Raw genomic sequence first — 13,389 nt, forward strand, 5'->3', positions numbered from 1 at the left:
GAAAAGCCCCTCGCAAGAGGGGCTTTTTGCATCCGGGGGCTTCATCTGGCCGGATTGTCGGGGGCGACAGGGCCTCCGGCAATCCGGGAACATGTGGGAGGGGCGGAATCAGGCCGGGCCGTGCTCCCTCTTTCCTGCGGGCGGGAGACTGTCCTCCTCGTCGCGCCCGCCGATGAACCGGCCGAAGATGCGCCCGAGGAACCGGCTCAGGTCATCCATCACCGTGAACATGGCCGGCACGAACACCAGCGAGAGCACGGTGGAGGCAATGAGCCCGCCAATCACCGCAATGGCCATGGGCGCGCGAAACGCCCCGCCTTCTCCCAGCGCCAGCGCCGAGGGCAGCATGCCGGCGGCCATGGCGATGGTGGTCATGATGATGGGCTGTGCGCGCTTGCGGCCGGCTTCCAGCAGGGCGGTGGTGCGGTCCACCCCGGCATGGATGGCCTCTATGGTGAAGTCCACCAGCAAGATCGCGTTCTTGGTGACGATGCCCATCAGCATCAGGAAGCCGATCACCACCGGCAGGGAGAGGGCATGGCCTGTCAGCAGCAAGGCGATGAAGGCCCCGCCCACCGAGAGCGGCAGCGAGATGAGGATGGTGATGGGCTGCAACACATCATGGAACAGCAGCACCAGCACCGCCAGCATCAGCATCAGCCCCGCGCCCATCGCCATGGCGAAGCCGGAAAAGACCTCACCCATGATTTCCGCGTCGCCGGCTTCCTTCAGCGTTACGCCGGGGGGCAGGTTGCGGGCTGAAGGCAGGGCCTTCACCTGCTCCAGCGCGAGGCCGAGCGGGGTTGCGCCCACAAGGTCCGCCTCCACCGCAATGCGCCTGGCGCGGTCATAGCGGTCCAGCGCCGTCGGCCCCTTGCCGAACTGGATATGGGCAACGGAGGAGAGCGGCACAGCGCCGCCCTTGGCGGTGGGCACCTTCAGCGCATCGAAGGTGGAGAGGCGGCGGCGCGCCTCCTCATCCAGCTGCACGCGAATGTCGATCTGCCGGTCCCCCGCCGAGAATTTGGCGAGATTGGCGGAGATGTCGCCAATGGTGGCGATCCGCACCGTCTCGGCGATGGCATCCACCGAAACACCCAGTTCCGCCGCCTCGTCCAGCTTGGGAACGATGCGGATTTCCGGCCGGTCGAGAGCGGCGGAGGAGACCACATTGGCCAGAATGGGCAGATGGTCGCGAATATCCTTCTCCAGCGCCAGCGCCGCCTTTTCCACCGCTTCACCATCATCGCCCGAGACCACGAGCTGGAACCCGCGCTGGGTGTTCTGCCCGTCCGAGCTCCAGGTGAAGCGCATGTCGGGAATGGTGAGCAGGCGGGTATTGATCTCCTTCTCGAAGCTCTTCTGGTCCAGCTCCCGTTCGGCGCGCGGTTTCAGATTGATGATGATCTGCGCCTTGCGCACCTCGCCCGCCGCTGCGGCAAGAATGGACTGGGTGCTGCCGCCTGCGGTGGCATAGATGCTGGAGACCTCGGGGCGCTCCTTCAGCATGTCGGTGATCTGGTCGGACACGCGCTGGGTTTCGGCCAGCGTCGTGCCCGGCGGCAGTTCCACCGTGAGCAGGGAGCGGGAGATGTCGTTATTGGGCAGGAAGTCCGACGGCAGCAGGGTGGAGAGGAAGATGGTGCCGATGAAGATGCCCAGCCCCATGGCAATGGTGGCAAGGCGGTTGCGCAGGGACCAGCCGAGCAGGCGCAGATAGGTGCGCATCACCCGCCCCTCGCGCCCGTGGGGCTTGTGGTTCGCCTTCATGAAATAGGCCGCCAGAAGCGGCGTGATGAGCCGCGCCACGGCCAGCGAGAACAGCACCGCAATCGCAACCGTCAGGCCGAACTGCTTGAAATACTGCCCGGCAATGCCGCCCATGAAGGAAACCGGGGCAAACACCGCCACAATGGTGAGCGTTGTGGCCACCACCGCAAGGCCGATCTCGTCCGCTGCCTCCATGGCTGCGCGATAGGGCGATTTGCCCTCGCGCATGTGGCGCACGATATTCTCGATCTCGACAATGGCGTCATCCACCAGAATGCCTGTCACCAGAGTGATGGCGAGCAGGCTCACCGCATTGAGCGAGAAGCCCATCATGTCCATCACCCAGAAGGTGGGCAGGATGGAGAGCGGGATGGTCAGGGCGGTGATGATGGTGGCACGCCAGTCGCGCAGGAAGAGGAACACCACCACCACGGCCAGAATGGCGCCCTCGATGAGGGTGCTCATGGCCGAGGCATAATCCGCCTTGGTATAGCGCACGGTGGTGTCGATCTCGGTGAAGGTGACATCGGGATAGGCCTTGCGCAGGCGCTCCACCTCCTGGGCGACCAGATCATAGACGGCCACATCGGAGAAGCCCTTGGCGCGGGAGATGGCGAAGGTCACCACATCCTTGCCGTCCAGCCGGGCGAACACGCGCTGCTCTGCCGCCGCATCGCTCACGGTGCCCAGATCCTTCAGCCGCACATGGCGGCCATTGGAGAGCACGATGCGGGTATCGCCCAGCTCGTCCATGTCATGCGCGCCCGCGAGCGTGCGGATGGACTGCTCCTGCAGGCCCACCTCGCCGCGCCCGCCGGCAATGTCGAGATTGGTGGCGCGCAACTGGCGGCTGACCTCCGCCGCCGTGATGCCCAGGGACATCAGCCGGTCCGGGTCCAGCGCGATGCGGATTTCCCGGTCCATGCCGCCCTGCCGGGTGACGCCGCCCACACCGCGAATGCCCTGAAGCGCGCGCGAGAGGGTGTCATCCACGAACCATGACAGTTCCGGCGCATTCATGGAGGAGGTGGAGACCGCATAGGTGACGATGGGCAGCCCCTCGATATCGACACGCTGGATCAGCGGTTCATCAATATTGCGGGGCAGGTCGGTGCGGATCTTGGTCACCGCGTCACGGGTGTCGTTCACCGCCCGGTCCACATCGGTTTCCAGATGGAACTCGATGGTGGTGACACTGGCGCCTTCCGTGATGGAGGATGTGATGTGCTTCACACCCGCCACGCCGGCAATGGAGTTCTCGACCTTCTTGGTCACCTGCGTTTCCAGCTCGCTGGGCGCGGCTCCGCTCTGGGTGATGGCGACAGTGACAATGGGCAGGTCGATATTCGGCATCTGCGTCACCGGCAGGGTGCGGAAGAACACGATGCCGAGCAAAGTGAGGATGACGAACAGGACCAGCGGGGGAACCGGATTGCGGATCGACCATGCGGAGATGTTGAAGGCCATCAGCGCGGCCCCCCTGCGGGAATGCCAAGGACCGGGACCTGCTCGACCACGGGACGGACCCGGTCTCCGGCGCGCAGGAAGCCGCCGGCGCGGGCCACCACCCGGTCAGTGGGGGAGAGGCCCTGTGTCACCAGTACCTTCCCGCCGCTTTTCAGGCCGGGCACAATGCGTCGCTCTGCGACCAGATCATCCTCCACAACAAGGACATAGGCCCCCGTCGCATCGAACATCACGGCCGATTGGGGCACCACCAGACCGCTCTTCTCGCCCAGAATGACCTGCGCGCGGGCATACACACCCGGCTTCAGGCGCGCATCTTCCGGCAGCGCAATGCGCACGCGCCCGAGGCGCGATGCCTGATCCACCTCGGCGGAAACAAGACGCACATGGCCGGTGAGGGGCTTGTCGAACCCGGCGGGGAGAACCTCTGCCTCAAGCCGCGTCGCCATGCGGGGCATGGCCACTTCCGGCACTTCCGCATCAAGATCGATATGGCCGTCCTCGGCAATGCGGAACAGCGGCGTGGTGCGGGCGGAAAGGGCGATGGCACCCACCCGGGCATCACGCGAAAGAATGATGCCGGAGGCGGGGGCGCGAACCTCGGTCCGGTTCAGCCGCACCTCGATCTCATCGCGCTGGGCCTTCACGAAGACCTCTTCGGCCTCGGCGGCGGACAGCGCCTCGCGGGCGGCGGCCACCTGAGCGCTGGCAACCTTCACCGCCCGCTCGCGCTCATCCAGCGTTTCCTGTGATGCGGTGCCGGAGGCGCGCAACCGGCGGGCGCGGTCGACGGCGGACGTGGCTTCCGTTTCCTGCGCCAGAGCCTGATCCAGCGCCGCGCGCTGCTGGGCGATGGCGGCGCGGGCCTTGGCGGCATGGGCGGTGTTCTGCGCCAGCTGCGTTTCCAGAACATCGCGGGAGAGGCGGGCCAGAACCTGCCCCTTTTCTACATGGTCTCCGGCTTCCACCAGCACGCTTTCCAGCCGGTGCCCCTCAATCTCAGGCCCCACCTCGATCTCTTCCCGGGGACGCAGCGAGCCGGTGATGAGCAGTGTCTCCGGCAGGCGCGCGGCCTGTGGTGACACCACGGAAACCGTCAAGGCGGAAGGCGCGGGGGCAGATGCGCTCTCCTGCGCTTTCAGGGCCTGTGGCAGGGCTGGCAGCAGCAGGGCCGCAAGGCCCAGCGCCAGCGCCGTGCGGGGCGCGGGGGAGAATGGCCGCAAGGCAGGCAGGAGGCCGTGGAGGGGATGTGCCCGGTTCTGGCCAGAAGTGGAATGGGGCATGAGAGGGCTGTGTTCCTGAGAGGAGCGGAAATCGGGGCGGGAGACGGACGGGTGCGGGCCACGGGCCGGGGAGCGTGCGGTGGTCCCCATGGATGCAGGGGAAAGAGCGGGGCCAGTTGCTGCCGTCATGCCTTTTCCCCGGGGTCTGGTGTTCCAGGCGGGGCCAGCATGCGGCTGGTGAGGCGGGCATAGCCCGGCAGGCGTTCCGGCAATTTCCATTCCGGGTGCAGAAGGTGATGCAGCACCGCGCCATCCGCCATGATCTGAAGAAGGATGACGATATCTTCCAGCGGGATGGCGGGGTCGATCTCGCCGCGCGTCACAGCCGTTGCGAGGGCATCGCTCAACAGGCCGCGGGTGAGCTCCTCCTCATCGGCCAGGGTCTGGCGCAGGGCGGTGTTGCGAATGGCCTCGGCCATGATCTCCGGGCCAAGGCAGGCGGTGTTCACATCCGGATCGGACAGCATCAGGGTGAGCGTGTCCGTGAGGGCCGAGATGATGTTGGGCTGCTCGTGAATATCGTGAAACAGCTTCAGCCATTCCGTCCGCTGGTCCTGCACGATGGCGGCGATGATGGCTTCCTTGGAGGGAAAATAGCGGTAGAGCGCGCCCGGGCTCATGCGTGCCTCGGCGCAGATCTTCTGCATGGAGGTGCCATGGAAGCCGTCACGCGCAAAACACGCGCCTGCCGCTTCGAGAATCGCTTTCCGCCGTTCGGCGCGCTTCAGCTCCGCGCGCGAGGGGGCAGGCGGGGCGTCAGCCGGCGGATGCTCCCCGGGGGGAGAGGCCTTGGAGTGAGGGGGCACCGGCCACCTTTCCGAAATGAGAGCGAATGTTCATTCGCATTTAATCGAACGCCGTTTTCCTGACAAGAGATGGTTTGGGGGACCTTCTGCATTCCGCCCGGATTTCCCGCCCGCGCAGGCGGTGCAGGGGGAGCGTGCCGGCCCAGTCTGGAATTGTTATGAAAATACCTCTCCCGGCCTTATGCTGGTTCTACGCATGTGCGGGCAGCCATGCGCCGGTTTCGGGGGAGGAAATCATGGGAAACAGTGCAGAAAACGAGACGAGAGCAGACGCCGGTCACCTTCCGGCGGCGATTGCCCCGGAGTTTTCCCGCGCCGATTTTGGTGATGCTCTGGTCAACAGCATTGCCGATGCGGTGGTGGCGAGTGATGCGCAGGGGCGGATCGTTCTCTGGAATGCCGGTGCGGAGCGCATTTTCGGCTTTTCCGGCGCGGAGGCGCTGGGCCAGTCCCTGGACATCATCGTGCCCGAGAATCTGCGTGCGCGGCACTGGGCCGGCTATGATGCCGCCCTTGCCTCCGGTCACAGCCATTATGGCGCGGGTGACCTGCTGGCCGTGCCCGGGCTGCACAAGGATGGGCACCGCATTTCGCTGGAATTCACCATCACCATGCTGAAGGGCACAGACGGGAAGGTGCGCGCGCTGATCGCCGTGCTGCGGGATGTGACGAAGAAGTTCAACGAGATGAAGGTGCTGAAGGACAGGCTGGCGGCGCATCCGCCTGCCTGACTGGCGCTTGCGGGCCCCCGGGCGGGGCCGGGGGCCCGCCCGGACACATTCAGGCCGCGCGTTGCAGCACGCTCACGAAGAAGCCGTCCGTGCCGGTGCGGCGCGGGGTCATCAGCAGGCCCTCGCGGGTGATGAGGGCGGCCTGCGCCAGGTCCACCCCCCGTTCGCCCAGCGCCAGTGCGGCCTCTGCCGGGGCGAGAGGGGAAAAGGCGGCATGGTTGGAGAGAAGGGCACGGATCTGCGCCCCATTCTCCTCATCCAGCAGGGAGCAGGTGACATAGACGAGGCGACCGCCGGGGCGCACATAACGCACGGCATCGGCAAGGATTTTTGTCTGCTCGCTGGTGCGCTGGGCCAGTGCGCCGGGGCGCATGCGCCATTTGGCATCCGGGTTGCGACGCCATGTGCCGGTGCCGGTGCAGGGGGCATCCACCAGCACCAGATCCATCTTGCCCTTCAGGTCCTCAAGAACCGGCTCTGCCCCGCGCGGGCTGCGCACCTGCACATTGCGCACACCGGCCCGGCTGATGCGCTCATGCAGCGGCTTCAGGCGGCGGATGTCGGAATCATAGGCATAGATCTGGCCGCTATTGTCCATCAGCGCCGCCAGTTCCAGCGTCTTGCCGCCAGCACCCGCGCACAGGTCCAGCACCTGCGTGCCCGGCAGTGGGCGGGCGATGAAGGCGGCGAGCTGGGAGCCTTCATCCTGCACTTCCACCTCGCCCTTCAGAAAGGCCGGCTCGGATGAAACCGGCGGAGCCTTGCCTTCCGAATCCAGATGGATACGCAATGTGAGGGGAGAGAAGCGGCCCGGCCCGGGATCCAGATGGGAGAGGGCGGCGCGCGCATCCTCCAGCGTGGCCTTCAGGCTGTTGACCCGCAGATCCAGCGGCGCACGGGTGGCCAGCGCCTCTCCTTCCGCCACCACATCATCCCCGAACACATGGCGCAGCGAGGCATGAAGCCATTGCGGATAGTCCCCCCGCACGAAAGGCGGGGCATCCTCAAGGCTGCCATTCTCGATGCATGCCCGTTCATCCGCCGAAAGGGGGGCGGGCGCAAAGCGTGAGCCATCGGCCAAGGCGCCGATCTGCGCCAGATCGAGGCCCCGCACCACCTTCAGCATGCCCAGCACCAGCGCGCGCGGCTCTTCCGAGCCCATCAGCGCGGCGGCGGAGGCCCGGCGGCGCAATGTGTCATACACCACCCCGGCAATGGCGGCGCGATCACCGGAACCGGCGAAACGATGGGTCTGCCCCCATTCGCGGATCGCTTCTGCCACGGGTCGGCGGCGCTCGACCATGCCGGCCAGAATTTCGATAGCGGCAGAAAGGCGGGCGGCTGGGGTCATGCGCGTGAAGCTCCGAACTCGTGTCGTGTTGTGATCAGCTGGCGGGTATCAGGCCGTGCGCCTGTGTCTGGCCGAAGAAGAGATCGAGAGCCGACCCCAGCCTTTCATCGATGATGTGGAGATAATCGGTCCAGTCCTCGTAGCGTTCAAGCTCGCTATGCCCGTCGCTGATGCCGCGCAGGCCCATGAGGGGGAGGGAAAAGCGCCGTGCCGCGCGCAGAATGGCGAATGTCTCCATGTCCACCATGTCCTGTTCGATGGCATCATAGGCCGCGCCGGAAACGATTGAACCGCCCGTGGCCAGAGTGGCGCCGGGCAGGCCGGCAATGTGACAGGGCAGGGCAATCTGCGCCGGCTCCTCCACATTCGGTGTGCAGCCCTTCTCAAAGCCGATCGCCGAGGCATCCATGTCGCGATAGGCCACATGGGTCACCTGATAGATATGCGCATGCTCCAGCACGCGTGAGCCGGCGGAACCGAGGGAGAAGACCAGATGCGGCAACTGGCCGGCCCGTTCCAGAAGGGTCAGCGCCCGGGTCGTCTCGACCGCCGCCTCCACCGGGCCGATGCCGGTGATGAGCGGGTTGATGCGCTTTTGCAGATGTGGCCCGTATTCCTCGGGCGCGGCCATGACGAACAGCACGCGCACACCGCCGATGGACAGAAGATGGCGGGTCGGGTCGGACATGGAATCACCTGGGGGAGAGAAGCGCTTGAAAGGGGCAGTCCTCCGCCCATGGGGCTTGTCTGTCAATGCGGGAGGGGCGCGGCCATGGAAGAAGGCCGCGAGTGTGGTATGGAATGGCTCCAGTTTCGAGGGGGCTTCAGATCCGCCCGCTTCTGCCGCCCGCACCGCTCCTGCCCGGAATGCACGTGACATCTTCAGCCTCCGCGTCCAGCCCGCATCCCTACAGCACCGCGCTTCTGGCCTGGTATGATGTGCACCGCCGCACACTGCCCTGGCGCGCGCCGGCCGGGCAGAGGGCGGAGCCCTACCATGTGTTCCTGTCCGAGATCATGCTCCAGCAGACCACGGTGAAGGCGGTCATTCCCTATTTCGGCGCCTTTCTCATGCGCTGGCCCACCGTGTCGCATCTGGCCGCGGCCCCGCTGGAAGAGGTGCTCTCGGCATGGGCCGGTCTTGGCTATTATGCCCGCGCCCGCAACCTGCACAAATGCGCGCAGGCGGTGGTGGAGCGCCATGGTGGCGCATTCCCGGCCGATGAGGCCGCGCTGCTGGAATTGCCCGGCATTGGCCCCTATACCGCTGCCGCCATCGCCGCCATCGCCTTTGACCTGCCCGCCAGTCCGGTGGATGGCAATGTGGAACGGGTAGTGACGCGCCTGTTTGCGGTGGAGGAAGCCCTGCCGAAGGCCAAGCCGGCCATTCGCGGCATTGCCGCCGAACTGACCGATCATGCCCGGCCCGGGGACCATGTGCAGGCCATGATGGATCTGGGGGCGACCATCTGCACGCCCAAATCCCCCGCCTGCGCCCTGTGCCCGCTCTCCACCCCGTGCCGGGCGCGGGCGGAGGGCACGATGCTGCGCTATCCGCTGAAAATGAAGAAGGCGCCGAAGCCCGAGCGCCGCGCTCTGGCCTATCTGGTGGTGCGCGCCGATGGGGCGGTGCTGCTGCGCACCCGCCCGCAAAAGGGCCTGCTGGCGCATATGACCGAGGTGCCTTCCAGCCCATGGTCCGCATCGGAGGGGGACATGCCGGCAGATCCCCTGGCCTTTGCCCCGCTTGCCGCGACATGGCGGCAATTGCCGGGCGTGGTGCGCCATGTCTTCACCCATTTCGCGCTGGAATTCACCGTGTGGCGGGCCGATCTTCCCATGGACGTCCCGCCACCCGAGGGGATGCGCTTCGTGCTGCCCCGCGATTTCGATGCCGAGGCGCTGCCCTCCCTCATGCGAAAGGTGCTGGCCCATGGCCGGGCAGACAAGCCGCCCCTGCGCGGGCGAAAGAGCGCCTGAGGGTTCGCCCTGTCAGCGACTGCTGTAAAACCCTTCCGGCGCCATGCGCGCGGCCTGGCATCAGGACGATGCGGACGCGGGCTGTGGATACAAGCGCCAGCACCCTTTCCAGGATCCGCCCTGAACCGGAGACATCAATGGCCCTGACACCGGACTCGCTTCTGGCCCTTCTGGCCAGCCACGGCATTGCCTGTGAGACCTTCCAGCATCGGCCCCTGCGCACTGTCGAGGAGTCCAAGGCCTTGCGGGGAGAAATTCCGGGTGTGCACACCAAGAATCTCTTCCTGCGGGATGCGAAGAAGACTCTCTATCTCGTCACCCTGAGCGAGGATGCGGTGGTGAATCTGAAGGGGCTACGGGCGCCTCTGGGGGCTCGCGGCTCCCTCTCCTTTGCCGCGCCCGAATTGCTGATGGAGCATCTGGGTGTGGTTCCGGGCGCGGTGACGCTTCTGGCGCTGGCGAATGATAGGGGTCATCAGGTGCGTGTCGCCATCGATTCCGCCCTGATGGAGGCCGCACATATTGGCTGCCACCCGCTGACCAATGAACGCACGACCATTCTGGCCCCGGATGCCCTGCGTGCTTTTCTGGCTCTCACCGGGCATGAGCCCGTGTGGCTGGATATGGCAGGCGGGGCCGCTGAGCCCGCGCCCGAATCCGCGTCCGCGCCGGAGGACGGAGCCGGCAGCGGGAACTGATGGGCAGGCAGGGCGGGAGACAGGCCGGCAAACAGAAAAGAGCAGTGCTCCTTTTGTGAAGAGCACTGCCTGAAGTTGCCCAGAGGAAACGGTTGAAAGCCTGTTCCGCGCTGTGTGTTTGGCAGGCCCTGCTGCCAGAGAGGCGACAGGGCTGGAACCCGTGGGGGGTCAGCGCATCCGGAATTCACGATTTCCGCATGCGCCGGGAATCATCAGTTGCCGCCATCCAGCAGACGGCGGGCAATGACCTGAGCCTGAATTTCCGCCGCACCCTCGAAAATGTTGAGAATGCGCGCATCACACAGAATGCGGGAGACCGGATATTCCAGCGCGAAGCCATTGCCGCCATGGATCTGCAAGGCGTTGTCCGCCGCGGCCCATGCCACGCGGGCGCCCAGCAGCTTGGCCATGCCGGCCTCAAGATCGGTGCGGCGGCCCTCATCCTTGGCGCGGGCGGCAAAATAGGTGATCTGGCGGGCGATCATCGTCTCCACCGCCATCATCACGATCTTGTCCGCCACGCGGGGGAAGGCGATGAGCGGCTTGCCGAACTGGATGCGCTCCTCGGCATATTTCAGGCCCACTTCCATGGCCGCCTGCGCCACACCCACTGCGCGCGCGGCGGTCTGGATGCGGGCGCTCTCGAAGGTGGTCATGAGCTGCTTGAAGCCCTGTCCCTCTTCCCCGCCCAGAAGGTTCTGCGCCGGCACCTCGAAGCCGTCGAAGCCGATTTCATATTCCTTCATGCCGCGATAGCCGAGAACCTCGATCTCGCCACCGGTCATTCCTTCGGCGGGGAAGGGGTTCTCATCCGTGCCGCGCGGCTTTTCCGCCAGCAGGATGGACAGGCCCTTGTAGCCCGGCTCCGCCGGATTGGTGCGCACCAGCAGGGTCATGATGTCGGCGCGCACGGGATGGGTGATCCAGGTCTTGTTGCCGGAGACCTTGTAGACATCCCCGTCCTTCACCGCGCGGGTGCGCAGGGAGGCAAGGTCGGATCCGGTGTTCGGCTCGGTGAAGACGGCCGTGGGCAGCACCGCGCCTGAGGCGATGCGCGGCAGATAGTCTTCCTTCTGCGCATCCGTGCCGCCGGCCAGAATCAGTTCGGCCGCGATTTCCGAGCGGGTGCCCAGCGAGCCGACGCCGATATAGCCGCGCGACAGCTCCTCGGTCACCACGCACATGGCTTCCTTGGGCAGGCCGAGACCGCCGAACTCCTCGGGAATGGTGAGGCCGAACACGCCCATTTCCGCAAGCTGGGAGATGATCTCAAGCGGAATGTAATCGTTCTTCAGGTGCCATTCATGGGCATGGGGCGCCACTTCCGCTTCCACGAAACGGTGCATCTCGGTGCGCATGGCCTCCATGGTCTCGTCGAGACCGGCTTCGCCAATGGTGCCCGTGGGGTGGGTCTCCCGGATGATCTGCGCGAGTGCCGCGCGGCTCCCGGCGGTATTGCCATGGGCGGCGAGCCGGGCAATCTCCGGTTCCGCGCGCAGGGCGGCTTCACTTTCCGCCGGCAGGTAGAGATCGGCCAGCCGCACGATCTCGCCCTGGCTCATGGGGATGCCGCCGAGAATCTGCGCGACATACTCGCCAAGGCCGATCTGCACGATGAGGCGTTCCAGAGTGCCGAAGCGGCCCATGCCTTCCAGCCGGTCCGCATAATGCACCAGCTCGCGCACGGAAAACACATAGGTTGCAAGCCAGGCCAGACCATGGGTGGCGCGCTGCTCGCGCTCCAGCAGGGCATGGGAGAGGCGGCCATTCTCGGAAACGCGGGCCTGCACGGCGCAGGTGGCTTCAGCCAGCAGTTTTTCCAGCCGGGCGGCGGCGATACGGCCAAGGCCGACCGCATCAATCGGGTGAGCTTCAGCGGGACAAGACTGGACGCTGCTGGCCATGGCGCATTTCCTCTTATGTGCGTTGCACAAACTCTAATATCGGCCGTGCGAAATGCCAAGACGGAGACACATGGCAATTGGTTGGACAGGCCGGCCGTGCATGCGCCCCGCAGCCCTGCCGTCTGGCACAAGCGCCGGCATGTCTAGCGCTGGGCGGAAACCTTGTCCGCAAGGCGGGTGGAGAGGTCATCCAGATTGTCGCGCACATGGGTGCAGGCGGAAATGGCCGCAAACAGGGAGGTGAGGTCCGGCCCGGTTGCCGGATCAAGCTTGCCCTCGGCATTCAGCTCCGCCGCCCGTGCCTCCAGTTCCGAGACACTGGCATGGGCCTTCAGGGCGGTTTCCTCATCGGCATCCGCGCCTTCAAGCTGGCGGGCGATCACGACCATATAGTCGCACAGATCCTCCACCGCCGCATGGAGCTGGGTTTCGATCTGCACCTTCATGAAGTCCGGCAGGGGGTGGCTGGCGCTGCGCAGCAGGATGATGACGGAGTGCCACAGACGCCGGCAGCTGCGCACAATCGGGGTCGGGTCCATCTGGTCGGCAAAGCGGCGTTCCGCCCGGGCCTCCTTGGCGCGGGTGTCGGCTGTGCGCAGGGCCTTGCGGATGCTGACGCTGTGCGAGCCCAGAACCTCCGGCCCATATGGCCCGCCCAGAAGGCCATCACGGCCCACGGCGAGCAGGATGGCGCACTGGCGCACCGCATCTGCACAATTCTCCTGCAACAGGGAGACGGCCCGCGCGGGCAGGACGAGAAGGGCGCTGAGAACCCCCACCACCCCGCCAATGCCGATTTCCAGCAGCCGGAACATGGCCGGCCTCATCGGGTCGGCATCCGTTGGAATCGCCAGCAGGACAATGGCCACTGTCACAGGCGCAAGCTTGAAGGCCGATGAGCGGGCCGCCAGCGTGCTGGTCAGCAGGATGCCGCAGGCCAGCGCCACGAAATTCAGGCTCAGGGAGGTGCCCACCAGCAGCGCGCCGCCAACCCCGACAATGCCGCCCACCAGCGTTCCCAGGGCCCGCTCCACCGCGATGGAGAGGCTGGCTCCAACCGTGGATTGCACAACCAGAACAGAGGTAATCACCGCCCAGTAGCCATTCTCCAGCCCCACCCCGAGACTCAGCGCATAGGAGGCCAGCGCGGCCACGGCCGCCCGCACCCCCAGCCGCAGATGCGCGGGCGTGAAAGATATGAGCTGGGACATGTTCAAGCCTGGCAATGGAGACCCCGGAGCCTGGTGCGGTGAGAGATTGTTTGAAGTTACAGACGCTTTGCGGAAAGATTAATAAAGGGATATGGCTGAAGGCAGGCGCGGTGATGACCTGTTTCTGACTTCTCCCGGACTTGCCAATTCACCCGTAAAGGCCGATTTGACATCTGCAACCCAGACAG

10 protein-coding genes are annotated in these 13,389 nt (G+C 65.8%); 3 read left to right on the forward strand and 7 right to left on the reverse strand.

Annotated elements, in window-relative coordinates:
• Positions 1-108: 108 nt before the first annotated feature.
• The 3 genes from ACT6QG_RS08005 to ACT6QG_RS08015 all read right to left on the reverse strand — a co-directional run bounded on the left by ACT6QG_RS08005 (position 109) and on the right by ACT6QG_RS08015 (position 5,326).
• Complete coding sequence (locus tag ACT6QG_RS08005) at positions 109-3,237, reverse strand: efflux RND transporter permease subunit (protein ID WP_444977049.1); 3,129 nt, start codon at positions 3,235-3,237, stop codon at positions 109-111.
• Positions 3,237-4,520 (reverse strand): efflux RND transporter periplasmic adaptor subunit, encoded by a 1,284-nt coding sequence (locus ACT6QG_RS08010; protein WP_444977050.1) that lies wholly within the window; start codon positions 4,518-4,520, stop codon positions 3,237-3,239. Before ACT6QG_RS08010 ends, ACT6QG_RS08005 begins: the two co-directional genes overlap by 1 nt.
• A 125-nt stretch (positions 4,521-4,645) precedes the next feature.
• Positions 4,646-5,326 (reverse strand): TetR/AcrR family transcriptional regulator, encoded by a 681-nt coding sequence (locus ACT6QG_RS08015; RefSeq protein WP_444977051.1) that lies wholly within the window; start codon positions 5,324-5,326, stop codon positions 4,646-4,648.
• 236 nt (positions 5,327-5,562) lie between these two features.
• Between ACT6QG_RS08015 and ACT6QG_RS08020 the strand changes: the two genes are divergently transcribed.
• Positions 5,563-6,057, forward strand: coding sequence for a PAS domain-containing protein (locus ACT6QG_RS08020; RefSeq protein WP_444977052.1), 495 nt, complete (start codon positions 5,563-5,565; stop codon positions 6,055-6,057).
• A 49-nt stretch (positions 6,058-6,106) separates the two neighbouring features.
• Here ACT6QG_RS08020 and ACT6QG_RS08025 read toward each other — a convergent pair whose 3' ends face one another.
• Both ACT6QG_RS08025 and ACT6QG_RS08030 read right to left on the reverse strand, forming a co-directional pair.
• Complete coding sequence (locus tag ACT6QG_RS08025) at positions 6,107-7,408, reverse strand: RsmB/NOP family class I SAM-dependent RNA methyltransferase (protein WP_444977053.1); 1,302 nt, start codon at positions 7,406-7,408, stop codon at positions 6,107-6,109.
• Positions 7,409-7,442: 34 nt separating this feature from the next.
• Complete coding sequence (locus ACT6QG_RS08030) at positions 7,443-8,096, reverse strand: 5'-methylthioadenosine/S-adenosylhomocysteine nucleosidase (protein ID WP_444977054.1); 654 nt, start codon at positions 8,094-8,096, stop codon at positions 7,443-7,445.
• 179 nt (positions 8,097-8,275) lie between these two features.
• On the opposite strand from ACT6QG_RS08030, the gene mutY reads away from it, so the two are divergent.
• Together mutY and ACT6QG_RS08040 are read left to right on the forward strand one after the other, a co-directional pair.
• Positions 8,276-9,388 carry an A/G-specific adenine glycosylase gene (gene mutY, locus ACT6QG_RS08035; protein ID WP_444977423.1) on the forward strand — a complete coding sequence of 371 codons (1,113 nt, stop codon included), beginning with the start codon at positions 8,276-8,278 and terminating at the stop codon, positions 9,386-9,388.
• 137 nt (positions 9,389-9,525) lie between these two features.
• The gene (locus ACT6QG_RS08040; protein ID WP_444977055.1) at positions 9,526-10,086 is read left to right on the forward strand and encodes a prolyl-tRNA synthetase associated domain-containing protein; all 561 of its coding nucleotides are present in this window, start codon (positions 9,526-9,528) and stop codon (positions 10,084-10,086) included.
• 212 nt (positions 10,087-10,298) lie between these two features.
• On the opposite strand, the gene ACT6QG_RS08045 is transcribed toward ACT6QG_RS08040, so the two are convergent.
• Positions 10,299-11,990, reverse strand: coding sequence for an acyl-CoA dehydrogenase family protein (locus tag ACT6QG_RS08045; protein ID WP_444977056.1), 1,692 nt, complete (start codon positions 11,988-11,990; stop codon positions 10,299-10,301).
• Positions 11,991-12,133: 143 nt separating this feature from the next.
• A complete protein-coding gene (locus ACT6QG_RS08050; RefSeq protein ID WP_444977057.1) occupies positions 12,134-13,201 on the reverse strand; it encodes an FUSC family protein in 1,068 nt (355 codons plus the stop codon).
• Positions 13,202-13,389: the final 188 nt, after the last annotated feature.

Source organism: Haloleucobacter ellipsoideus (assembly GCF_052491725.1).

Coding starts and splice junctions, on each gene's coding strand:
- ACT6QG_RS08005 (WP_444977049.1), bottom strand. CDS start 3,237: ATGGCCTTCAACATCTCCGCATGGTCGATCCGCAATCCGGTTCCCCCG.
- ACT6QG_RS08010 (WP_444977050.1), bottom strand. CDS start 4,520: ATGCCCCATTCCACTTCTGGCCAGAACCGGGCACATCCCCTCCACGGC.
- ACT6QG_RS08020 (WP_444977052.1), top strand. CDS start 5,563: ATGGGAAACAGTGCAGAAAACGAGACGAGAGCAGACGCCGGTCACCTT.
- ACT6QG_RS08025 (WP_444977053.1), bottom strand. CDS start 7,408: ATGACCCCAGCCGCCCGCCTTTCTGCCGCTATCGAAATTCTGGCCGGC.
- ACT6QG_RS08030 (WP_444977054.1), bottom strand. CDS start 8,096: ATGTCCGACCCGACCCGCCATCTTCTGTCCATCGGCGGTGTGCGCGTG.
- mutY (WP_444977423.1), top strand. CDS start 8,276: ATGCACGTGACATCTTCAGCCTCCGCGTCCAGCCCGCATCCCTACAGC.
- ACT6QG_RS08040 (WP_444977055.1), top strand. CDS start 9,526: ATGGCCCTGACACCGGACTCGCTTCTGGCCCTTCTGGCCAGCCACGGC.
- ACT6QG_RS08045 (WP_444977056.1), bottom strand. CDS start 11,990: ATGGCCAGCAGCGTCCAGTCTTGTCCCGCTGAAGCTCACCCGATTGAT.
- ACT6QG_RS08050 (WP_444977057.1), bottom strand. CDS start 13,201: ATGTCCCAGCTCATATCTTTCACGCCCGCGCATCTGCGGCTGGGGGTG.